General features: G+C 68.6%; 18 protein-coding genes and 4 pseudogenes. 13 read left to right on the plus strand and 9 right to left on the minus strand.

The window, feature by feature from the left end; all coding sequences use genetic code 11:
• Both ACF1GV_RS39160 and ACF1GV_RS39165 read right to left on the minus strand, forming a co-directional pair.
• The coding region (locus ACF1GV_RS39160; RefSeq protein ID WP_391691273.1) for a G1 family glutamic endopeptidase at positions 1-1,165 on the minus strand (1,165 nt) is incomplete at its 3' end.
• Positions 1,166-3,031: 1,866 nt separating this feature from the next.
• A complete protein-coding gene (locus tag ACF1GV_RS39165) occupies positions 3,032-4,294 on the minus strand; it encodes an IS110 family transposase (protein ID WP_391691276.1) in 1,263 nt (420 codons plus the stop codon).
• 867 nt (positions 4,295-5,161) lie between these two features.
• On the opposite strand from ACF1GV_RS39165, the gene ACF1GV_RS39170 reads away from it, so the two are divergent.
• The 3 genes and pseudogenes from ACF1GV_RS39170 to ACF1GV_RS39180 all read left to right on the plus strand — a co-directional run.
• Positions 5,162-5,365: a cold-shock protein gene (locus ACF1GV_RS39170; RefSeq protein WP_014670069.1), complete on the plus strand. Its 204-nt coding sequence runs from the start codon at positions 5,162-5,164 to the stop codon at positions 5,363-5,365.
• A gap of 371 nt (positions 5,366-5,736) precedes the next feature.
• Positions 5,737-6,300 (plus strand): annotated as a pseudogene (locus tag ACF1GV_RS39175) (IS21 family transposase); the annotation flags it as partial.
• Positions 6,297-6,683 (plus strand): annotated as a pseudogene (locus ACF1GV_RS39180) (ATP-binding protein); the annotation flags it as partial. The pseudogenes ACF1GV_RS39175 and ACF1GV_RS39180, both read left to right, overlap by 4 nt.
• Before the next feature lie 291 nt (positions 6,684-6,974).
• Here ACF1GV_RS39180 and ACF1GV_RS39185 read toward each other — a convergent pair.
• Both ACF1GV_RS39185 and ACF1GV_RS39190 read right to left on the minus strand, forming a co-directional pair.
• The gene (locus tag ACF1GV_RS39185) at positions 6,975-7,880 is read right to left on the minus strand and encodes an NADP-dependent oxidoreductase (protein ID WP_391691279.1); all 906 of its coding nucleotides are present in this window, start codon (positions 7,878-7,880) and stop codon (positions 6,975-6,977) included.
• Positions 7,881-7,995: 115 nt separating this feature from the next.
• Complete coding sequence (locus tag ACF1GV_RS39190; protein WP_391691282.1) at positions 7,996-9,066, minus strand: alkene reductase; 1,071 nt, start codon at positions 9,064-9,066, stop codon at positions 7,996-7,998.
• A gap of 265 nt (positions 9,067-9,331) precedes the next feature.
• On the opposite strand from ACF1GV_RS39190, the gene ACF1GV_RS39195 reads away from it, so the two are divergent.
• The 5 genes from ACF1GV_RS39195 to ACF1GV_RS39215 all read left to right on the plus strand — a co-directional run bounded on the left by ACF1GV_RS39195 (position 9,332) and on the right by ACF1GV_RS39215 (position 13,143).
• On the plus strand, positions 9,332-9,847 hold the full coding sequence (locus ACF1GV_RS39195; RefSeq protein WP_391691285.1) for a MarR family winged helix-turn-helix transcriptional regulator: 516 nt from the start codon (positions 9,332-9,334) through the stop codon (positions 9,845-9,847).
• Positions 9,848-10,552: 705 nt separating this feature from the next.
• The gene (locus ACF1GV_RS39200; RefSeq protein ID WP_391691288.1) at positions 10,553-10,732 is read left to right on the plus strand and encodes a hypothetical protein; all 180 of its coding nucleotides are present in this window, start codon (positions 10,553-10,555) and stop codon (positions 10,730-10,732) included.
• A 304-nt stretch (positions 10,733-11,036) separates the two neighbouring features.
• Positions 11,037-11,399: a MarR family winged helix-turn-helix transcriptional regulator gene (locus ACF1GV_RS39205; RefSeq protein WP_142234179.1), complete on the plus strand. Its 363-nt coding sequence runs from the start codon at positions 11,037-11,039 to the stop codon at positions 11,397-11,399.
• A complete protein-coding gene (locus ACF1GV_RS39210) occupies positions 11,396-12,817 on the plus strand; it encodes an MFS transporter (protein ID WP_391691291.1) in 1,422 nt (473 codons plus the stop codon). The genes ACF1GV_RS39205 and ACF1GV_RS39210 overlap by 4 nt, the downstream gene beginning before the upstream one ends.
• 32 nt (positions 12,818-12,849) lie before the next feature.
• The gene (locus ACF1GV_RS39215) at positions 12,850-13,143 is read left to right on the plus strand and encodes a DUF1330 domain-containing protein (protein WP_391691294.1); all 294 of its coding nucleotides are present in this window, start codon (positions 12,850-12,852) and stop codon (positions 13,141-13,143) included.
• A 260-nt stretch (positions 13,144-13,403) separates the two neighbouring features.
• Here ACF1GV_RS39215 and ACF1GV_RS39220 read toward each other — a convergent pair whose 3' ends face one another.
• Together ACF1GV_RS39220 and ACF1GV_RS39225 are read right to left on the minus strand one after the other, a co-directional pair.
• Positions 13,404-13,658, minus strand: coding sequence for a hypothetical protein (locus ACF1GV_RS39220; RefSeq protein ID WP_391691296.1), 255 nt, complete (start codon positions 13,656-13,658; stop codon positions 13,404-13,406).
• Positions 13,652-14,469, minus strand: a protein-coding gene (locus tag ACF1GV_RS39225; protein ID WP_391691298.1) for an IS5 family transposase whose coding sequence is annotated in 2 segments (ribosomal slippage) — positions 13,652-14,106 and positions 14,106-14,469 — 819 coding nt in all. Because the reading frame shifts where the segments join, the coding sequence is not laid out codon by codon here. The genes ACF1GV_RS39220 and ACF1GV_RS39225 overlap by 7 nt, the downstream gene beginning before the upstream one ends.
• Positions 14,470-14,641: 172 nt before the next feature.
• Here ACF1GV_RS39225 and ACF1GV_RS39230 point away from each other — a divergent pair.
• The 4 genes and pseudogenes from ACF1GV_RS39230 (at position 14,642) to ACF1GV_RS39245 (ending at position 17,577) form a co-directional block, all read left to right on the plus strand.
• Positions 14,642-14,782 (plus strand): hypothetical protein, encoded by a 141-nt coding sequence (locus tag ACF1GV_RS39230; RefSeq protein WP_391691301.1) that lies wholly within the window; start codon positions 14,642-14,644, stop codon positions 14,780-14,782.
• A gap of 55 nt (positions 14,783-14,837) precedes the next feature.
• Positions 14,838-15,932 carry a hypothetical protein gene (locus ACF1GV_RS39235; RefSeq protein ID WP_391691304.1) on the plus strand — a complete coding sequence of 365 codons (1,095 nt, stop codon included), beginning with the start codon at positions 14,838-14,840 and terminating at the stop codon, positions 15,930-15,932.
• 183 nt (positions 15,933-16,115) lie between these two features.
• Positions 16,116-16,866: pseudogene (locus tag ACF1GV_RS39240) on the plus strand (transposase family protein).
• Between the two features lie 201 nt (positions 16,867-17,067).
• Positions 17,068-17,577: a hypothetical protein gene (locus ACF1GV_RS39245; protein WP_391691319.1), complete on the plus strand. Its 510-nt coding sequence runs from the start codon at positions 17,068-17,070 to the stop codon at positions 17,575-17,577.
• On the opposite strand, the gene ACF1GV_RS39250 is transcribed toward ACF1GV_RS39245, so the two are convergent.
• Entirely contained in the window at positions 17,525-18,319 is a 795-nt protein-coding gene (locus ACF1GV_RS39250; protein ID WP_391691307.1) for an IS5 family transposase, read from the minus strand. The genes ACF1GV_RS39245 and ACF1GV_RS39250 overlap by 53 nt on opposite strands.
• Positions 18,320-18,611: 292 nt before the next feature.
• Here ACF1GV_RS39250 and ACF1GV_RS39255 point away from each other — a divergent pair, with 292 nt between their 5' ends.
• The gene (locus ACF1GV_RS39255; protein ID WP_391691310.1) at positions 18,612-19,142 is read left to right on the plus strand and encodes a hypothetical protein; all 531 of its coding nucleotides are present in this window, start codon (positions 18,612-18,614) and stop codon (positions 19,140-19,142) included.
• Positions 19,143-19,395: 253 nt separating this feature from the next.
• On the opposite strand, the pseudogene ACF1GV_RS39260 reads toward ACF1GV_RS39255, so the two are convergent.
• A pseudogene (locus ACF1GV_RS39260) lies at positions 19,396-19,927 on the minus strand (NUDIX domain-containing protein).
• Positions 19,928-20,074: 147 nt separating this feature from the next.
• On the minus strand, positions 20,075-20,638 hold the full coding sequence (locus tag ACF1GV_RS39265) for a hypothetical protein (protein ID WP_391691313.1): 564 nt from the start codon (positions 20,636-20,638) through the stop codon (positions 20,075-20,077).
• Between the last annotated feature and the right edge of the window lie 297 nt (positions 20,639-20,935).

Consider the following 20,935-nt stretch of genomic DNA (forward strand, 5'->3'; position numbering starts at 1 on the left):
CACGGTTGTCGAACCCGATCACAAACACATCGAGATTCCCAGGGGCACGGGACACCGCCGCCAACTGCTGCGTCGTATGGTCGAACACCGCCCCACCCGGCAACGGGAACCACTCTCTGCTCCATCCGTCGTGGTCGTTCCAGTACGTCGTCCATACGCGGTTGTCGAACCCGATCACGAACAGATCGAGGTTTCCGGGGGCGCGGGAGACCGCCGCGATCTGCTGCTTGGTGTGATCGAACACCGCCGATCCGGGCAGTGGGAAGAAGCCCGCGTCCACATAATTCACTGTGAGCGAGTCGGTCGCCAGCGTGACGCTCGTCAAAGACCTTCCGAACGCGGTGATGTTGGTGGTGTCACCAGTGCTGGGATCAGCGGCGACGGTTCCGCTCGGGTCCGAGCCGAAGGCCGTCGAGAAGTTGACCGGGCTGAATCTGGGCAGGGACGTGCCCGGCTCGCCCGTGTTCGGCGCCTCGACGATCCACTCCAGGCTGTTGCCGCTGAAGGACGCGCCGGGCGGAGCGGCGAGCTGGATGTTGAAGTAACGCCCCCGATCGACATTGCCGAACATCACGTAGCCTTGACCATTCTGGTAGGCCACTCTTGCGAACACCTCATCGCCGGGTTCGACAGGCATGTTCTCGATGTTCGTCTGGTAGATGTAGTCGGGCGAACCGTTGGCCTTCGGTGCGAACCACTCGTACCAAGCGACATAGGTCGCCGAGCCGTTACCGTCGACAGATTGCTGCACGCCTGCCTGGAGGACGTCGTTGGAGCCGTAAGTGCCGTCGATGCCCACCCACGAGGAAGAGTCCCAGCCCCCGTCGGTCCCGGCCGGAGTCGAGGGAGTGTTCACCGTCGGTACCCGCCATATAGCCACGGCGGTGTCCCACGTCCCTGCGATGGTGCTGCCGGCCCAATTGTTCGTAGTGAACGCGGTGTCCGCGACCCGCTCGCGCGGCGACAACTCATGCGTGACGCCCTCCTGTGGCGCGAGGCGCGGCACTATGCGCGCGTCATCCGGCCAGTCCCGGTCGAGCAGGCGCCGACGCATCGTGGCGACACGCGTGTCTGCGCTGTCCAGCTGCCCGAGCAATTCGCTCGCGATGGCTTCCCCGCGGCTCAGCGGCTCGTCCGCGTGCTCCGGGAAACTTTGGATCGCCATTACTCCTGGAAGGTTCGTCTCTGCGAGCCTGAAGGAACTACCGACGGCTTGGGACATGGTTTCCTCCGATAGCGGAGCCAGGGTCCATCAGGGTTGGTACGGCAGGATGATGAGCGCGGACCATCGAGTGCAGAGGTTTCAGCTGCATACCCGCACGCCGGCCCAGGGGGTGCCGGATTGCACAGCACGTCGTGTACGGGCCTTGCCGTCAGTTTGCGCCCCTGCGGTCGCCCCTTCGTCACCAGCATCGGAGGCGGAGGAGAGGCTTGTCACAAGAAGCCCACCGGCTGCTGCGACCGTGATAATCGTACGCAGTCTGGTCGCGGGAAGAGGTTTCACTTTGTACCGCCCTCCCTCACCTGAGCGGTGTGGCCGGTACGCTGTTCCCGCCACTTCAATTGTCCCGCCGGCATGACTCCTCCGCGACTTGTACGCTGCTGGAGGTACCGGTTGACCAGGCAATATTCAACCACCCGAACTCGAGGACCGCGGCTGCACTCCAGCACGCGGTCGCGCGCCAGTACGTCCCTTTCTCCTGCAAGGTCGGTAAGTATGCGCCAGCTTGCCGGTGCGTCTACCACGATGGATACGCCGGCCCCCGGCTGAGGGCGGCATCGATCGCTTCACCCCTTGGGAAGGTCGTGGTGCTCCTCGGCTTCTTCCCGGACTGCCGTAAAGGCGGTCTCGTCGTCGCCCGGTGCGGCACGCCCGTGAGAGGCCTGCAGCATGTTGATCTGGACCGTGAGAACCGCGGTGACGATGCCGTCACCACCACGGTCCAGTGGATCTGGCCGGCGTACACCCCGCCGTGCGCCGGCGCACCTGCGGCGACCGCCTGAGCAACTGCCGGATCGGCGATCCTCGCATGCAGCACGGCAGTCAGGATCGCGGCGTAACCACCTGCCACGACGGCCTCACTACCCAGGCGTATGAGGTGCCAGGACGCCGGCGGCGGTGCCGCTGCTTCGGGCGTGTGATGGGCCTGCCCTTCCCCAGGTCGCGTGCGAGGTGATCAGCAGTTCCACGCCCGCGAGGGCCACCTGCGTGTGGCGAGGAAGGCCGTCGTGATGGTGGAGGGCGTCGAGTACGAGCTGGGGTCGCTCTTGGACAACGCCCGGCGCAGGGCGGACCGGCTCGTGCCGGAGCGCCGCGCCGAGCTCGACCGACTCGACATGCACTGGCGACCTGAGGCAAGCGCACCCCGTCTCCGGAAGGCATACGGACGGAAGACCAGCTCGATACGTATCGGTTCACCGCCGGCCGGATCGATCGTGTAGCGCTGGTCCTCAAGGCGAGGATCATGAGTCTCACCCTGCCGTAGGACCTCGACGTAGCACGCGGGCCGCGGCAGCATGCCGGTGACCAGGGGCGAATCGAAACGATGGACCGCGTGGACGTGCACCACAGTCGCGGAGATCCCCACCAGGCAAGTGTCACCCGGCTTTAATGTGGTCTCTGCCGGTTCAGTTCGGAAGATCTCCCACTCGCGGGCCGCAGGCGTCGGAAGCGCCCTTTGGCCGTTCCACCTGATGTTCTCGGCCTGGGGGTCCACCTCCAACCACGGCCACCGCACGGACACGTGATGACGAGTGGCCCCAGTGACGACGGCCTCTGTGAACGGGCACTCCAGCAACAGCACGTCAGCGGGCCTGTATTCATGACTTATGACGGCATTCTGCATCGGAGCGCCACCGGGCCCGATGTTCGTTTCTGGAGACAGGAAGGGCGCTGACGAGCGCATGTGACAAGTCGAATGCGAACGGCTCCAACAGCCTGGACCTCGAGGCAGCCCCGCACAAGCCGGCCGGGCTGCCCGAGGTGGTCGGCGGTCAGCTCGGCCGCTGCGGGGGGCCTCTATGTCCTTCGTCAAGCGAGGCGTGGGGTTCTGGGTTCGTAGAAGGTGCCGTCGCGGAGCATGGCGAACAGGACGTTGATCCGTTGTCGGGCCAGTCGGAGGAGGGCCTGGGTGTGGGTTTTGCCGCGGGCTCGGCAGCGGTCGTAGTAGGTGCGGGAGGCGGGGTCGTGGAGGGCGGCGAACGCGGAGAGGAACATCGCGCGTTTGAGCTGCCGGTTCCCGCCTCTAGGCGCGTGTTCGCCGTGGATCGACGTTCCCGAGGACTTCGTCGTCGGGGCGAGGCCGGCGTAGGAGGCCAGGTGGGCGGCGCTGGGAAACGAGCTGCCGTCGCCGACGGTGGTCAGAAGGACTGCGGCGGTCCTGACGCCGATGCGGGGCATCGACGTCAGGACCTGGGAAAGAGGGTGGGCCTCCAACAGGTCCTTGATCTGGGCTTCCAGTGCCCGGCGTTGTTCGTGGACGGCGGCCAACGACTTGGCCAAAGAGGGCACGATCACGTCCAAGGTGTTGGTGCCCGGGACGATGCGGAAAAGCAAGCCAGCCGCAGGCCGCCCGGAGATCGGCCCGAAGGTCGAAGTCCGCCCGACGGTCTGTTCGTCGAGGGCGTCGAAGATGTCGTCGACGAGCCGGGCGGCCATGCGCGGGGCCTTCGGCCTGATCACCTCGACGAGTTTGCGGCGGCCGGCCTTGCGCAGAGCGGCCGGGGATCCGTAGCGCTCCAGGAGCCAGGTGATGGCGGGGTGGTCCAGACGGGGTCCCAGGACGCGTTCCAGCGAGGGGTGGAACTGGGTGAGCAGGCCGCGGATGCGGTTGGAGGTGCGGTTGGCCTCGCCGGCCAGGTCCTGGTCGAAGCCGACCAGCGTGGTCAGCTCGGCGGTGATCTCGTCGGCCAGTTCGAGGGAGCGCAGGGCGTGGGTCATGCTGCGGGCGGCGTCCGCGATGACGGCCGCGTCGCGGGCGTCGGTCTTGGCCTCACCCGGATAGAGGTCGGCGATCCTGCGCATGGCGAGTCCGGGAAGGTAGCCGACCTGCCAGCCGGCGTCGCGGGCGACGGTCAGCGGCAGGGCGCCGATGGAGGCGGGCTGGTCGACGACCACCAGGACGGTGCCGAACTTGGCCTTGAGCTTGTCGAAGACGGCCCGCAGCTGGGGTTCGCCGTTCGGCAGGGCTTTGTCGAAGACCTTCTTCCCGGCCGGGGTGAGTCCGTGGCCGTGGTGGTTGCTCTTGCCGACGTCCAGGCCGAGGAAGACGCCCGTCTCGTCGATGTCGATCACCGTGCCCCCACATGCGTCGATGCCGTGCCGGCCTCGGCGGCGGGCCGTTCGCGCGCATCCACGTTATGCAGACCTGCCGCCCCCGATTGGCCCGGCATTGCGCCGGGCCGGGCAGTGGCCGGACCTCTGATCAGCGTCTGTGACGGCACCCCTCGGGCCCGGTGACACCACCCCCCAGGTCATCCGTTCGACAGGGGGCAACAGCCATACCGGGCCCGGAGGCCAGCGGCCCTCTTGCAGGACCGCAAAGAAGATAACGGGGCGACCTTGCCGCTGTTGCCTACGTCATCGCCTTGGCCGCGCCGGCCGCACGCCTGCGGCGGGTGGCGCTCGCCACCCAGGTCTTCGCGCAATGCACGGCACCGCTGGAGATCCTCAGCTACGGATAATCCGGCGGCCCTGTTGCCCGGGAGTGGATGGCGGCATACGCACAGCTCCCGGGTGCCCTGCCGCCGGGTCGACCCGGTAGGTGATCCCGTATTCGCGGGCGAACCAATTGGCCTCACTCACCGCCGCTGAGCGCGCGCAAGTGGAAGGCATAGGCAATCGATTCCGGGTGGGCCTCATCGATCATGCGTGACCGGCCCCTCCCCACACGAACGCGAGAAGGGCCCGAAACTGCTTGATCACCATGGACGAGCCTCACGGCGATCCAGCCCTTCGTTCCGGGCCGGATGCCGGCGCGTTTTCGCTAGCGGCTTCCGTCATGCCGTTATAGCGTTGTGATCAGCAGTCGTGGTTCCGAAGTTCCGTTCGCCCGTGATCGCCGTCACGGGCGTTCCTGCTGTTTAGCGCATCTCCGGACCAGGGCGATCACCTCCCGGTCGCGCAGGGTGCGTGCCCGGTTTCCCCTCCAAGGAGACAGTCATGGCCAAGGGCACAGTGAAGTGGTTCAACAGCGAGAAGGGCTTCGGCTTCATCGAGCAGGAGGGCGGCGGCCCCGACGTCTTCGCCCACTACTCCAACATCGCCAGCCAGGGCTACCGCGAGCTGCAGGAGGGCCAGAAGGTCGAGTTCGACGTCACGCAGGGCCAGAAGGGCCCGCAGGCGGAGAACATCCGCCCCGCCTGATCGCGCGCCTCGGCAAGGGCCCGGCCTCCCGGCTTCGGGACGCCGGGCCTTGCCGTCTGCCGCAGTGGTCAGCGGGCCAGAGCCGATCGGTGGCTCGCCTGTTCCAAGGAGCCATTGGCAGGAACAGTGCGCAGAACTGCCGGGTCCGGTCCGCAGCGTTCACCAGAACGAAAAGCATCAAAGAATTGGACGTGCTGTCGCAGAGGCCCAGGACGGTGTACGAGGAGCGCCCGTACGAAGCGTCGCTGGGTGAGCTGATTGCTGTTCTGAGCGAGATCTCCGACGATGTCAACGACTTGATGCTCATCGGGCACAACCCCTGCACGCATGCCCTCGCTGATGCCCTCGCGGGCCGTCTCGAGCATGAACGATTGCGCCGGGCGAAGTCCCACGGCAACCACGGCGAGGTCATCGGGCACCGCGCGATCCGCGACCACATGGCCCTGCGACCCCTGCCGGCGACGCCCTACTTGGTCACCCAGCGACACCTTCGCTACGTCGGCAAGGACTGCCTCGTCGCCTTCGACGCGAACCTCTACTCCGTCCCGGCCCGCAAAGTCCGCCCACGTCAGCTGGTGGAAGTGAGAGCCACGAAGTCCCAGATCACGCTGCATTCCACTGTCCCCGACGCCAACGGCGACACCCTGCTGGCCATCCACCCAAGGGCAGTCGGCCGCGGAGCCTGCATCGTCGACGAGAAACACTGGGACGGTCTCCCCACGGCCGGAACCGACGGACCACCACCGGTGACACCCCTCCGCAGCCCCGCCATCAGGACGCCCTCGGCGAGGAGACGACCGACTCGCTGATGGCTCTCTTGAACCGGGCCGCTGCCGTCCGCGCCGAGGTCGGCCGCAGACCCCCTATCGGTCTATGACGAACTGACCGGAACCCGTCCCTTCACCACCTACCCCACGCCGGAGGAGCCCAGTTGAGCGAGCTGGTCAGCACCCGAATCCGCACCACAGCCGCCAAGCTCGGCCTGCCCCACCTGACCGAGAGCCTGAACCAGTACGCCGGCCGGGCAGACGAGGCCAAGATGGGCTACCTCGACTTCCTCGATCTGGTCCTGGCCGAGGAACTCGCCATTCGTGACGACCGGCGCTTCCGCCAGGGCCTGCGGCTGTCCAAGCTGCCGCACCACAAGACGCTCGACGAGTACGACTTCTCCTTCCAGCCCGAACTCGATCCCCGCAAGATCAAAGACCTCGCCACCCTCGCCTTCGTCGAGGCCAAGGCCAACGCGGCCCTGCTGGGCCCGCCCGGGGTCGGCAAGACCCACATCGCCGTCGCGCTCTCGGTCGCCGCCTGCCGGGCACCGATGGCTTGCCGTAGTTCACCGAAGCGGGCCGGGCGGGCGGCCGGCCGGGGTGTGCAGGATGATCCCGTTCCACTTCTGGCCACCCAGCACCGCGAACGCGGCGGCCATATCGGCCGTCATGGTGGGGAGGTTGGCCACTGCCATCGGTTCGGCCTCCCAGCTCGTGCGTGCCGGTGCGGGGCATGCGCGGGTTGGGCTTGAGGTGGGGCCACAGCCGGACGGGGATGCCTGGCTGCGGCCCGGCGCCGCCTCGCCCGTTCCAGCGACGCGGGGCGGCGGCATACAGGGTCAGGGCACCAGGACGGCCTTGCCCTGGTTGCGGTGGGCCTCCAGGTCGGCTTGCGCCAGGGCCGCCTCCGCCAGGGGGTAGGTGCGCCAGACGGGCACGGTGAGCTTCCCGGCGGCGGCCAGCTGCGCCAGCTCGGGCAAGGACTCCCCGATGTACTCGGAGGTACCGGCGCTGAAGCGCACGCCGTGCTGCGCGGCGGTCATATCGGCGATGGTGATGACCTTGCCCGCGTCGCCGGTCAGGGCGACGGAGTCGGCGAGCACGCCGGCGCCGGAGGCGTCGAACACGAAGTCCACGCCGCCCGGGGCGGCGGCCCTCACCCGCTCCGCCCAGCCGTCGCCGTAGCGGACCGCGCTCGCTCCGAGAGCGGTGACGCGCTCCAGGTCGCGCTCGGCGGCGGTGCCGATGACGGTGATCCTGCGGGCGGCCGCCAGCTGCACCGCGATGACGCCCACGCTGCCGGCGGCGCCGTGGATCAGCAGGGTCTGACCCGCCTGCACACCCAACTGGGCAAGGACGCGGGCCGCGGTCTGGCCGACCGTGACCAGTGAGGCGGCGACCTCCCACGACAGGGCTTTGGGCTTGGCTACCGGCCGCTCCAGCAGGGCGTACTCTGCGTAGCTGCCGCCGACGGTAGCGCCGAGGACCTCGTCCCCCACCGTCGCGTCGGCTTGCGCGCCGACGGCGTCGACGACACCGGCCGCGTCCAGGCCGGGGACCACGGGGAAGTCGGCCGGGGCCATGCGGGCCATCAGGCCGGATCGGATCTTCATGTCGATCGGGTTCACGGAAGCGGCCCTTACCTTGATCCGGACCTGGCCCGGGCCCGGCGTCGGCGGGGTGACCTCTGACAGTCGCAGCACCTCGGGCGCGCCGTACTCGGAGAAAGTGATCGCTTTGGGCATCGGAAGCTCCAGGGAAGGGACGTGGATGCGAAGTGATCCACGTCACCAGAGTGGGGTGAATGTGGCGGGACGCCCAGGCGGCAGGCCGTAAGCCCGGACGACGGAGGCCGCCCCGTCAGCCGGTGAGAGCGGGGTAGTCGGTGTAGCCGCGGTGGTCGCCGCCGTAGAAGGTCGACGGGTCCGGGCTGTTGAACGGGCCGTCGGCCGCCAGGCGGGCCGGCAGGTCGGGGTTGGCCAGGAACAGTGCTCCGTAGGCGATCATGTCCGCCCTGCCGTCCTCGATCAGCTGCAGCGCCTCGGGCCCGGTGACCTCCGGGTACGTGAAGGGGTTGACAACGAACGTGCCGGGCCAGGCCCTGCGCAGACGCGCGGTCAGGTCGCGGTCCGGGCCCTCCATCAGGTGCAGATAGGCCAGGTCCAGACCGGCGAGCCGGGCCAGCAGGGCCTCGTACACCTCGGCCGGGTCGTCCTCGGTGATGTCGTTGTACTGGTTCCCGGGCGAGATCCGCAGGCCCACCCGGTCGCCACCGATCGCCTCGGTCACGGCGGTCGTGACCTCGACGGCGAAGCGGATCCGGCCCTCGACCTCGCCGCCCCAGGCGTCGGTGCGCAGGTTGGTGTTCGGCGCGAGGAACTGGTGGATCAGGTAGCCGTTGGCGCCGTGGATCTCCACTCCGTCGAACCCGGCCTCGATCGCGTTGCGGGCCGCGTCGGCGAAGTCGGCGATCGTCTGCCGGATCTCCGCCTCGCTCAGCTCCTTCGGCGTCACGAACTCCTTCGGCCCCTCGTGCGTGAACACCTGGCCCTTGGCCGTCACCGCCGACGGCGCCACCGGCACCAGACCCTCGGGCAGCAGGCTCGGGTGGCCTATCCGGCCGGTGTGCATCAGCTGCGCGAAGATCACCCCGCCCTCGCGGTGCACCGCGTCGGTCACCTGCCGCCACGCCGCCACCTGCCCGGGCGTGTGCAGCCCGGGGGTGTTCGGGTAGCCCTGGCCGGCCGCCGAGGGCTGGATGCCCTCGGTGACGATCAGGCCGGCGGTAGCACGCTGCGCGTAGTACGTCGCCATCAGCTCGGTGGGCTCGGCGCCCGGCCCATAGGCGCGGCTGCGGGTCATCGGCGCCATCACGATGCGGCTGGCCAGGCGCCTGCCGCCCAGAACGATCGGATCGAAAGCGGTGGTCATGATCAAAGCCCTTCATGTGGGGGGGGTGGCCGCGACGGCCTCTGTTGGCGGGGCCCTGGTGCGACCCGCCGATTTACCTGTTCGAACAGTAAATTGCGGCAGTAGCATTCTGCAAATGACGTGAGCCTTGTCACAGCAGCCGAAATGCCGGTCGGGGCCGAGCCAGGTTGCGCATGGAAGCGAGGAGGTGGAACCGGGCGAGCCTGCACTGGCCGAGGTATCCTGTTCGAACAGCATTCACCATGAGGCAGGAGTGTCAGAGACCATGGCGGAATCCGCAGCCAGCAGCGAGGGCCGCTCCCCGGCCTCGGCCGACGCGACCAACCCCCTGCCCGCGGCAGCCGGCGGAGGACCCATCAGTCACGCGATCTTCCGGGTGGCCCGCACCCACCGAATGATCGCCGGACACCTCCTGCGCCGCGTGGGCCTGCACCCCGGCCAGGAGCTGGTGATGATGCAGCTGTGGGAACTCGGACCACAACGGCAGATCGACCTCGTCCGCCTGCTCGACTCCGACGCCGCCACCATGACCCGCACCATCCGCCGCCTCGAACACGCCGGCTTCGTCCGCCGCTCACCCTGCCCCGACGACAAACGCGCCTCCGTCATCGAGGCCACCACCGCCAGCCACGCGCTGCGCAAGGAAGTCGAACAGCTGTGGCGCCAGCTCGAAGACGCCACCGTCGGCGACACCACCGACGAGGAACAGACCTCCGTCCTGCGCGCCCTGGAAGACATCGAGAAGCGGCTCACCCGCACGGCCGCACAGCTCGGAACCTGACGGCGCACCACGGCGAAGAACCGACCGGCGCCCTGCTGCCTTCTCACGGCCGCAGGGGGCCGGACGCCGACCGCCGGGCAAACCGTCGGTCGGCGGGGAGCTATCAGGATGCCGACTTCGGCCCGTCAGCGACGGCGCGAACAGGCGAAGCTGCGCTGCACCTGGACGGCCACGAGGCTCCCGATCCGTGGAAGCAGTTCGAGGGGCCGAGGAGCCACTGACAGCGTCACGATCATGGAGGTCGGCGCCGAGACGACAACACCGGGCACTGGATGCCAGAGGCGCAGCAGGCACTCAGAACTTCAAGATCATCTCACTGCCCCCTTTGGCCTTTCGCGCACGCAAGCGGCGGGGGCGCGCGATGGCCACGAGCACGCGCGCGTGGTCGGTCAGAAAGCCCCACCCTGACAGCTGCTCGCCCTCGCCCGAGACCTCGCCCCGTTCCTTCCTGGCCGAGGTGCAGGCCGTTCACGGGCTGCTGGTGTCCGCGCGGGCGATGGGGCAGGGTGCAGCTGGTCGTGAGCGAGATGGTCACCAACGCCCGGACGCGTTCTGGCAGCTGACCGGGCTGCTCGGACTCGTCGGCGGATTCCTCGGCAACACCGGCGCGCGCATCGCCTGGCCGCTGTTCGGGATCGTCAGCCTCGCCATGATCTGGTCCGCCGCCCCCGCCGGGGGCGCGCCGCCACCGGCCTCACCGCCCTCATGTGGGCACTGGCCAGCATCCTCGCGCTGCGCGGCCCGACCCTGCGGCCCATCGTCCACAACCACCCGCCGCAATACCGGTTCAACCCCGCGCTCCACCTGCACGCCAGGATCCCCGAGCCCACCCCGCCCGGTGACGACTACGAGGAACCCGACAACGTCCACCCACTCCAACGCTGACCTGACTCAGCCGCTCGACGTTGATCGCGAGTGCCGTCAGGACGTGCTGGACGTGCGTCTACGCGACGCCACGGTAGCGGCGCCAGCGTCCGCGGTGGCCGTCCACGAACTCCTCAATGCTGCCTTCGGCCCCCGAGCGCAGCCCGTAGAGCCGGCGCCGGTCGACCATTTCCATAAGTTATGAATATAAAAATGCTATGCTTCGAGCATGAGTCGTCAAGACACCACTCCTGGCGCGTCCGCCGCCATCGGGGCAGCCCTCTACGGCCTGGCCACCAGGGCCGCGAGACGCCTGCCCCGGGACATGAGCCTGACGTCCGCCGCCACCCTGGCCACCCTGGACCGGACCGGCCCGCGGCGCATCACCGATCTGGCCGCGGTCGAGGGCGTCACCCAGCCCGCGATGACCGCCCTGGTGCGGGTGATGGAGGAGTCCGGCCTGGTGGAGCGGCGGGGCGACGCGTCCGACAAGCGGGTCACGCTGGTGTGCCTGACCGAGGCCGGCGCCTCCTATGTCCGGACGCGGCGCCAGGCGGGCGTCCACGCGTTCGAGCGGTTGATCGGCAAGCTCACCGGCGACGAGGTCGAGGCGCTGGTGGCGGCCCTTCCCGCGCTGAAGCATCTGGCAGAGCTCGAAAGCCAGGACCGCGAAGGGCCGAAGCAGTGACCGGGCAGCCGGTCGTGAAGGCGTTCCCGGTGGCGCGTTCCGAGGCGCGGCTGCTGGTCCCCGCCCTGATGTTCATCGCTCTGGTCGTGGCGGCGGTCGCCAGCCTCGGGACACCGCTCATCACCAGCGTGGCGACCTCGTTCCACGTCTCGCTCAGCAGCGCGCAGTGGACGCTGACCGTCGCACTGCTCAGCGGCGCCGTCGCCACGCCGGTCCTGGGCAGGCTCGGAGCCGGCCCGCACCGGCGGGCCACGATCCTCGCCACGCTGGGGGTCGCCGTCGCCGGCAGCGCGCTCACCGTGCTGCCGCTGCCGTTCGCGTGGCTGCTGGTCGGCAGGGCGGCCCAGGGCGTCGGGCTCGGGCTGACGGCGCTGATGATGGGCGTGGCCCGGGACCACCTCCCCGAGGAGCGCAGCGCGCCCGTGATCGCCCTGATCTCGGTGGTCTCGATCATCGGGGCCGGCGTCGGCTACCCGCTGGCCGCACTGCTCGCCGAGCTCGGCGGGGTACGGGCCGCCTACGGCCTCGGCCTGGTCGTCACCGCCGCCGCCCTCCTGACCGCGTGGCGCTCCATGCCCGAAGCCCCCGAAGGCCGCTCCGCCCACGTCGACGTGGCAGGCGCGGTCGTCCTGGCCGCTGCGCTGCTCCTGGTGCTGTTCCTCGCCGGCGAACCGAATCTGTGGAGCCGGCACCTCGCCGTGGCGGCGGGCCTCGCCGTCGTCGCGGTGGTGCTGGTCTGCGTCTGGGCCGTCATCGAGCTGCGCAGCACGACGCCCCTGGTCGATGTGCGGGCGGTGCGGCACCCGGCGGTCGCCGGGGCGAACCTCGCCATGTTCGTCGGCGGGATCGGCATGTACCTCCTGCTCACGCTCATCACCCGGTACGCGCAGACGCCGCACGGCGCCGGCTACGGCTTCGGGCTGACGACCTTCGTTGCCGGGCTGGTCCTCATCCCCTTCTCGGTGCTGGGGTTCGTCGCCGGCAAGCTCACGCCGCGGGTCCGGACGCGGATCACCGGCCCCCTGCTCCTGGCCGGCAGCGCCGTCGTGGTCGGCGGCGGGTTCGCCCTGTTCGCGGCGGCCCGGTCGGACCTGGCCGAACTGTTCGCGGCGATGGGCGTGCTCGGTTTCGGCGTCGGCGGCTTCTCGGCCGCGATGCCCGGCGTCATCCTGGCCGTCACCCCCAAGAGCGAGACGTCGAGCGCCATGAGCTTCAACTACGTCGTCCGCAGCGTCGGGTACTCCCTGGGCAGCGCCATCGGCGGCCTGATCCTCGCCGCGGGCACCGGTCCCGGCCACCTCTTCCCCGACGACAGCGCCTACACCACCGCGGCGCTGGTCGGCGTCGGCGCCATGGCGATCACGACGCTGACAAGCCTCGCTCTCGCCCGCCGACGCTCGTCCGAGCCCAACCCGTAGTCAGATGCACTCATCCCAACACTGGAGGTTTCATGCCCAAGGGCTACTGGGTCAGCGTCTACCGCACCATTTCAGATCCTGAGAAGCTGGCTGCGTACAACAAGCTGGCCCGTCCGGCCGTCGAGGCCGGGGCCGGTCGGACCCTCACCCGTGGCGGTCGGGTCGTGGCGCATGACGCCGGAATCGCCGAGCGCACCGTCCTGGTCGAGTTCGACAGCTTCGAGCAGGCCGTCGCGGCGCACGAGAGTGCGGCCTACCAGGAGGCGCTGGTCGCCCTCTCCGACGGCGTCGAGCGCGACTTCCGCATCGTCGAAGGCATCGACTGACCGAAGTCCAGTCGGATCTTCACTGAACCCTCTCAGGTCCGGTGCATGGGGAGGACGCCCGTGGAGGCGTCCTCCTGCTGTTTCGGGACGGGAGCCAGCGATGTGCAGCTCAACGTGCTCAGCTCGCGGTGAAGCCGATGGAGCTCGTCGTCTTTGGCGGCCAAGACGGACAGGAGGAGCCATTGTCGCTCCTTGAGGCGGGTGAGCTCGGTGTGTGTGCGGGCGAGTTTGCCGGTGAGCCGCTGGTTGAGGTCCCGCGGTCAGGTGATGTGGGCCTCGCCGGGGTCGGGCTGCTGGCCAGTTGCCCAGGCGGCTGCCCGCCGCTTCTCGAACTCGTCCTTGAGGTGGCCCCAGGTCCGGTAGAGGGAGGCGCGGGAGATGCCCGCCTCGCGGGCGAGCGTCTTGACGTCGCAGACGCCGCTGGGCGGGATCTGCCCAGCCAGCAGCCGGTCGATGGCCGCGCGGACGCGCCGCTCGGTCTGGTCGCGTTGCTGGTGGCTTAGAGGTCCTAACAAAGGCGTTGGACGTGGCGGTGGGTCATGACGCAGGTGGCGAGGCCGAGGAAGGCTTCGTAGATGTCGTCTCGTCGCTTGCAGCGGATCCGCAGGCGGCGGAAGCCGTGGAGCCAGGAGATGGTCCGCTCCACGACCCAGCGGAAGGTGCCCAGGCCGGTGCCGTGTTGCCGGCCGCGTTCGGCGATCACGGGGCGGATGCCTCGCTGCCACAGCAGCTGCCGGTACTTGTCGTGGTCGCAGCCGCGATCGGCGAACAGCATGTCGGGCCGTCGTCTGGGCCGGCCGACGACACCGGCCACGGCCGGGACCTTGTCCAGCAGCAGCAGCAGTTGCGTGACGTCGTTTCGGTTTCCGCCGGTCAGCGACACCGCGAGCGGGATGCCCTGCCCGTCGGTGAGGACGTGGTGCTTGCTGCCCGGCCGTGCGCGGTCGACCGGGCTGGGACCGCTTTTGGGCCACTCCGAGCGGGCCGGACGTGGGACGAGTCGATCACCGCCCGCGACCAGTCCAGTTTCTTCTTCGACCGCAGTTCCCTGAGCAGCACCTGGTGCAATCTGTCCCAGACACCGGCCTCGTTCCAGGCTGCCAGGCGCCGCCAACACGTCATGCCCGAGCCGAAGCCCAGTTCCTGCGGCAGGTACTCCCGCTGGATCCCGGTGTGCAGCACGAACAGGATCCCGCACAGGGCCTGCCGGTCCGGCACCCGCGGCCGTCCCTCTACCAGCTTCGGGCCCGGCTCAGGCAACAACGGCTCGATCAGCGACCACACTTCATCCGAGACGATCCACGGGCGCGACTCACGCTTCCCCACGAACAGACCAACGACGGTCCGAGCCAAAAGTCACATGATCAACAACTTCTGTTAGGAGCAGTAAGACATCACCGGATGTCTGGAGAACCAACTGGATCAAGGCCGTGCTCAGCCTCGCCGGGATCTGCGCGGTCGTCGTCCTGCTGGACGCGCCGCCGACATCGTCAGCGCCGTGCTGCACCGCCTGTCCGCCACCCGCACCGTGATCGAACCGCCCGGAGTCGACACCACCAGCGGCCTGTGGGGCGTGATCGACAACCCGGCCCGCTCCTACACCGGTTGTGTACGGGTGGTCAATGACCAGCTGCCTTGAGGCATCGCGTCCGACTACGCGGGAAATACCTTCGCCATGGAAGCCTGGTCCCGGCATGATTCCCACCGTGCATGAAGACGAGGGCCATCGCAGGCGCGCGCGATACACGCTGGCTGATGAGGAACATGGGCATGCCTGGGGCGTCTGCGCCGAGGTGGAAGGGCTGTTCGGGGAGCCCCAGCGGGGGACCTACGAGCTGTTCGGCTGGGTTCCACAGGCAGAAGCGCGCGGTTGGGTCGGCAACCGAGTGTGGCTGGTGCCGGACGATGAGACGCTCGGTCCCTGGCTGCTCGAGGACGCGGAAAGCGTAGGCCAGCCCCTGGGGACAGACAGTCTCGTACTCACCGGCCTGGACGACTACGAAGGCCCACCCGAGGGGCACAGGGGCCGAGTTCGCGTGCACGACGGGTACCGCTGGCTGGGCTCCTGCCGAGAATTCGCCCGCGTCCTGCCGCCCAAACAGTCGGCGCCACCGCTCGTCCTGCGGGGGCTCGCCCAGGGTGATCAACTGCGGGCAGCACTGAGGAAGGGCACCCGGCGGGCGCTGGACCTGGAGCAGGCCGCCCTGGAGATACAGGACGACCAGGGCGAGCCGCTCACCGAACGCCTGCTCTGGACCAGAGTCAGCGCCTGGCACCCATCCTTCTACGGGACGGACCGGATCGACCTGGAGCTGGACGGAGAGCTCTTCACGCCCGTTCCCGAATACGCCCGGCCCATCTGGGAGCGGTGGTTCACCGGACCGCCGGACACCCAGGGTGCCTGGGTCGGCCTCGACACCCGGCGCCGCGGAGCCTGGCTTGACCTCGTCCGAGAGCGGGCCTGCCGGCGCACCCACCGTGACCGGCCGGCCGGTTACGCCTACGAACTCGACGGCCGACACGTCACCGACGAACCGGGCCTCTACCTGGCGCTCGGCGAGGCGGTAAACGGGGCGGGTGGCTACTTCGGCGGCTGTCTTGCCGCAGTCGATGACTGCCTGCTTGGCACCTTCGGCTACACAGCCCCCGCATCGCTGCTCTGGCGGGACGCTGCGACCGCACGCGATCACCTGTCCCAGACCCTGACACCTGACGGCCAGCCCTACGACCTGTTCGGCGCGGTCCTCGAGGTCCTGGCCGAGGGCGGCATGCACGTCACCTTGGCGTGATCCACGGTCCGTCCGCCGGGCATCGACCATGTCCGGACGGTTTCCAACCACTTGTGCGCCGAGTCATTGAGCGTTTTCAGTGAGGCCACCGATGGGGTGACGGCGGTGGAGACGCAACGCACGAGACACCCGAGCCGTTGAGGGAGGTGTTCGAAGTCTCAACCCATCAGCGTGGGTGCCTCGTTGGTCTCCCATCCTGCCGCACTCGACCTGCCTCATGCGCTGGTCGAGCGGGTCACCATACTCATCGTCACCCGTGAGGGTGACCGCCGCTGCAAGCTCCCACCGCACCAACGCGCGCTCGTCGGTCTGGTGTACCTGCGCAAGCACGACACCCTGGCCCAGATAGCCGCCGGCTTCGGCATCTCGGTCGGCACCGCCCACGCCTATACCACCGCGGTGATCGACCTCCTGGCCGCCCGGGCACCCGGCCTGCTGAAGGTCCTGCGCGAGCACGAACCGGAGTACGCACTGCTCGACGGGACGCTCGCCGAGTGCGACCGTGTGGGCGACGGCCGGGCCGACTACTCGCCCAAGCATCGTCGCCACGGCGTGAACGTGCAGGTCGTGACCGATCCGATCGGGCAGGTGCTGTGGATCTCCCCGGCCTTGCCGGGCCGGTGCGACACGACCTGACCGCGGCCCGCGCTCACCGGATCATCCGGATCTGCGAACGCCAGGGTGTCCCCGCGTCCTGGCCGACCGCGCTTACCAGGGCGCCGGCCCCTGGGTCACCGCCGGGCGCAGAAGGCCGCCCGGCGGGCAGTTGTCCCCCACACAGCAGACGGTCAACCGGGCGCCGGCCGCGTCACGGGCACCCGTCGAACGGGGTATGGCGCTGCTGAAGTCCTGGCGGATCTTCCGAAGATCCCGGATCAGCCCGAACCGCATGACGTCGGTCGCCAAGGCCGTCTTCACCCAGAGGCAACGCTGAAAATGCTCACTGGTTCCTCCTGGTGGTGTGGTCCAACGGGTGCCATCAAGCAAGAGGGTTGTCGTTAGAACCCGTATCTCAACCGAACATGATCGTTTGATTTCTGCTGTTCAGGCATGGTCTTGCACGCCCTGAGGCAGGGATGCGGCGTCTTGTGTCCGCTTGGTGGCTGAGGGGTGCGCGGTGGCGTCGGTGCTGGAAATGCTGGAGGAGCGGGAGACGGCTACCTGGGTGCGAGTGGAGGGTCTTCGGGAAGAAGTCGCGCGGCTGGCCGGCTTGTTGGAGGCCGCGGAGATCGAGCTGGACCGGCGGGTGATCGCGCGGGAGGAGCTGGTCGAGGCCCTGGCTGTCTCCGCGGCCGAGTCCACTGCCATGACCGAGTCCGAGGCGGAGCAGGAAACAGCGCCCTCGCCTGTGCCGGGCTCGACGGTGCCGCCCTGGCGGGACGGGTTGCCGGTGACGGTGCTGACACCGGACTACCAGCGGATCCTGGGTGTGCTGGAGGAGCGGCCCTCAGCGGGTCAGGGATCGCTGAAGGCCAGGGAGATCGCGGTGCAGCTGGGTCTGGAGACGACGCCGGCGAAGGTCGAGGGGGTGCGCTCGAAGGCCAGGCGCCTGGCGGAACGCGGGTGGCTCGTGCAGGAGACGTCGGGGATGTTCAGCGCCGGCCGGCGGCCCGTGCCTTTGCCAGACGCCGGCCCATCCGCGTGATCATCGACCACCCGATCATCGCCTCGCTGGTAGCGGGCAGAGCTTCGTAATCGCGGGCCAGGCGGCGGGAGTTCATCAACCATGCGAATGTGCGCTCTGCCACCCAGCGTCTCGGCAGCACCACGAACCCCTTCATGTCGTCGGTGCGCTTGACGATCTCCAGCGTCAGGGCGAGTTTCTGCCGGCACCAGTCGACCAGGTCGCCGGTGTAACCGCCGTCGGCCCAGACCAGGGTGATGTCACGGTGCAGTCGGCGCACTCGCCCCAGCAGGCCCGTCGCGGCGTCCCGGTCGCCGATGTTCGCGGCGGTGACCGCGACGACCAGCAGCAGACCGAGTGTGTCGGTCACGATGTGCCGCTTGCGTCCGGGTGCCTTCTTCCCGCCGTCGTAGCCGCGTGAGGCGGCCGGCACCGTCGCGGCGGCCCGCACCGACTGCGCGTCGATGATCCCTGCCGTGGGCTCGGCCTCACGGCCTTCGCGCTCCCTCACCCGTCCGCGCAGCCGGTCGTGGAACTCTGTGATCAGCCCGTGCTCGCGCCAGCGGCGGAAGAAGGCGTAGACCCGGCTCCAATCGGGGAAGTCCGCGGGCATCGCCCGCCGGGAGATCCCGCCCGCGACCAGGTAGCGGATCGCGTCCAGCATCTGGCGGTGGCAGTAGCCCTCGGGCTGTCCGCCCCGCCCCTGGAGCCATGCCGGCACCGGCAGCAACGGCCGGATGGCCGCCCACTCCGCATCCGTCATGTCCGACGGATACCGGCGCACCCGATCGGGGTGATCGGCCGCGTTGCCGTACACGTGCGCGAGACAATCGCACGACACGGTAGGCGAGTTGAAGGGGACGGGATCGGGCGCGTACAACAACGACAACAGGGCCTCCGGGAACCGCTCGGAACGGGGTCGCAACCCCCGAGCTACCAGGAGGCCCTGCCTCCATGCACCTACCGCCGGAGGTTCACTCAACCAAGACCCTGTTCGACCCGCACGTTCCAAGGTCGGTTGAGGCGGCTTCTGACAACCACCCAGGGGGTTTGAAATGGCTGTTCCATGGGAGCTCTTGATATCCACCGTAGGCGGTGTCACCGCCACCATCGTGGGCGTCGTTGCAGGCGGGGTCGTTGGGCGGCGCAGCGAGAATCGAAAGTGGCTTCAGGAGACACAGACGTCCGCCTACGAGAGGTTCCTGCAGGCTTTCGGCGCCGTCGAGATGGAGCTGCGTGAGGCGTTCCTCGAACGGCGCAGACCTGCAGTCGCATGGGGACCGTTCAATGCCTCGATCCAGTCGCTGAGCTTGGTGGCGAATCCCGAGGCGGCCGCAGCAGCTCTCCAGCTCTGCGATGTCATCGAGGATTTCACCATCCTCTTCCACGATCGTCAGCCAGCGGATCTTGAGGAGCTCCGACCGATCCACACCGCCTTGGACCAGGGGCACTTGAAGTTCGTCAATGCGGCCCGACGCTCACTCCACCCCTCGCAGGAACGTCTCACCCAGACACTCGGCGGTCCGTCGCCCTGGCGTGGCGTCGCCTTCGTGGACCAAGGCGACGGCGCCGGCGAGGCTGAATAGCACAATGAGTCTCTTCATCGGTGCTTCTCCAGGGTGAGGACGGCCTTGCTCACCGCCGGAAGATCACTCAACCAGTACCCCTGTTCGACCTGCACGTTCCAAGATCGGTTGAGAGACGGCTTCTCAATCTCCCACCCCGACCTGGCCTTTCTTGAAGCGCTGGGCACGATATCTGTCGCCGAATTCGCATCTCCGTTGACGTGTTCCGTGCTTTGGCTGCAAGCAGGCACCCCAGCCCGAGAAGCGGGCAAGCTCAGGACCGCGTGGTCCGGAACGCGAGATACCGGCTGAAGACTTCGTGGCTGTCGGGGGTGAAGCGCCACTCCAGCAGGGCCAACCGCAGCTCCGGATCGGTCAGCCAGCCATGCCAGACGACCTCATCAGGATCGGCGGCCACGGCGTCCGGCACCACGGCTTGGTGCACGCCGAGCCAGTGAGGGCTCAAACCAATGCGGTTGAGCAACGTGAACAGCAAGCGCGGCAGCACACGAATGCCCAGCTCTTCGGCCAGCTCCCGCGCGGCGGCCTGTTCATAGGACTCACCGACATCCACGGCGCCACCGACCACGGCCTCATAGAGCCCGGGGAAGCGCGACAGCTGCTCCGACCGCCGGTGAACGAGGATCCGCCCACGCTCATCACGTCACACCGTCACGGCGACCCGGTGCAGCCAACCCTCCCGGATGGCCTGCCGGCGGCTGACCACCACCCCCAGCACACGATCTTGATCGTCGACACGCTCCACCTTCGTCCACGACGCACACCCTGGCAGAGCCCACTGACAACGCCGCTTCTCGGAGCCTGTCGGCGTACGCCCGAACGTGGCCAGTGACGCACAGCGATACGTCCCTATCCTGAAGGTGGTCGTGCGCAGGTCGCAGAGCCGGGGCCACCCGGCCGCTCAACTACTCGCACTCGAGGAGTCGTCGCCCTCAGCGGACGGCCGCGCCCAGGTAGTCGAGGGCCGCGCGGGCGAATCCTGGTGCGGTACGCGGGCACTGCCAGCGGGCGAGGATCTCGGGCCCGGAGAGGTTCGCGGGTTCGGCTTCCTCGTCCTCGAGTTGATCCAGGTAGAGCTCGGGAAGCAGATCCTCGGGGAGCAGGTCGTCGAGGGCCTGGTTCACCGGGGAACTCAGCACCTCCAGGCAGGAGGGAAGGTGCTCGAGCACATCGTCCACGTCGACCTCGTATGGATGCCAGCCGTGGGCGCACGTCCTGCCGTCGTCACCGCGCGCGACCCGGCTCAGTACGGCGATGACCTTGTCCTCGATTCCCGGACCAGGGGTGCCGAAGGCCACGTAGGGGGCGAGCACCAGCAAGCCCAGCGTCCAGAACAGCACGGGACCACCCTCCAACCCCGATGCCTTCGTCTCGAGCTGGCGGGCGCAGCCGCGCACCGTCTCGTCCTTGTCCCCGGCATGGTAGCCGTGCCGGAGCTCGTCCCATCTGCCGAACAGCGTGCGCCAGTTGCCGGGCACCGGTATGACTGTCGACATGCCTTCGTGTTCCCTTCGCGAGGTTCTGGCTCCGCGGCCATTGGATCACACGGGCTTGCGCCGTCGCCCAAGGACCACCGCGACACATGGCCCGCAGAACTCCTGATCGACCAGGCGCGCCGGACGGCTGACGCCTCCCCCGGCGGATCCACCACCATCGACGCCCTCGAAGACCTCACCGTGTGCAAGAGATCGACCGAGACTCAGCTTGTTCTTTATGGTCTGAGTCGGTTTCGTTCAGTGATGCTCTCGGGTCGTTTCACGGTCTTGCCCACGTCATAGCGGGTGGCGGGCCGC

Origin of the sequence: Streptomyces sp. NPDC014006 (assembly GCF_043088925.1) — a bacterium.
Taxonomy (GTDB): domain Bacteria; phylum Actinomycetota; class Actinomycetes; order Streptomycetales; family Streptomycetaceae; genus Streptomyces.

Bases quoted from the DNA above. Each gene is read 5' to 3' on its own strand.
- ACF1GV_RS39245 (WP_391691319.1), top strand. From the start codon at position 17,068: ATGCTGGAGGAGCGGGAGACGGCTACCTGGGTGCGAGTGGAGGGTCTT.
- ACF1GV_RS39200 (WP_391691288.1), top strand. From the start codon at position 10,553: ATGTGGGCACTGGCCAGCATCCTCGCGCTGCGCGGCCCGACCCTGCGG.
- ACF1GV_RS39170 (WP_014670069.1), top strand. From the start codon at position 5,162: ATGGCCAAGGGCACAGTGAAGTGGTTCAACAGCGAGAAGGGCTTCGGC.
- ACF1GV_RS39215 (WP_391691294.1), top strand. From the start codon at position 12,850: ATGCCCAAGGGCTACTGGGTCAGCGTCTACCGCACCATTTCAGATCCT.
- ACF1GV_RS39185 (WP_391691279.1), bottom strand. From the start codon at position 7,880: ATGCCCAAAGCGATCACTTTCTCCGAGTACGGCGCGCCCGAGGTGCTG.
- ACF1GV_RS39255 (WP_391691310.1), top strand. From the start codon at position 18,612: ATGGCTGTTCCATGGGAGCTCTTGATATCCACCGTAGGCGGTGTCACC.
- ACF1GV_RS39235 (WP_391691304.1), top strand. From the start codon at position 14,838: ATGATTCCCACCGTGCATGAAGACGAGGGCCATCGCAGGCGCGCGCGA.
- ACF1GV_RS39205 (WP_142234179.1), top strand. From the start codon at position 11,037: ATGAGCCTGACGTCCGCCGCCACCCTGGCCACCCTGGACCGGACCGGC.
- ACF1GV_RS39265 (WP_391691313.1), bottom strand. From the start codon at position 20,638: ATGTCGACAGTCATACCGGTGCCCGGCAACTGGCGCACGCTGTTCGGC.
- ACF1GV_RS39250 (WP_391691307.1), bottom strand. From the start codon at position 18,319: ATGACGGATGCGGAGTGGGCGGCCATCCGGCCGTTGCTGCCGGTGCCG.
- ACF1GV_RS39195 (WP_391691285.1), top strand. From the start codon at position 9,332: ATGGCGGAATCCGCAGCCAGCAGCGAGGGCCGCTCCCCGGCCTCGGCC.
- ACF1GV_RS39190 (WP_391691282.1), bottom strand. From the start codon at position 9,066: ATGACCACCGCTTTCGATCCGATCGTTCTGGGCGGCAGGCGCCTGGCC.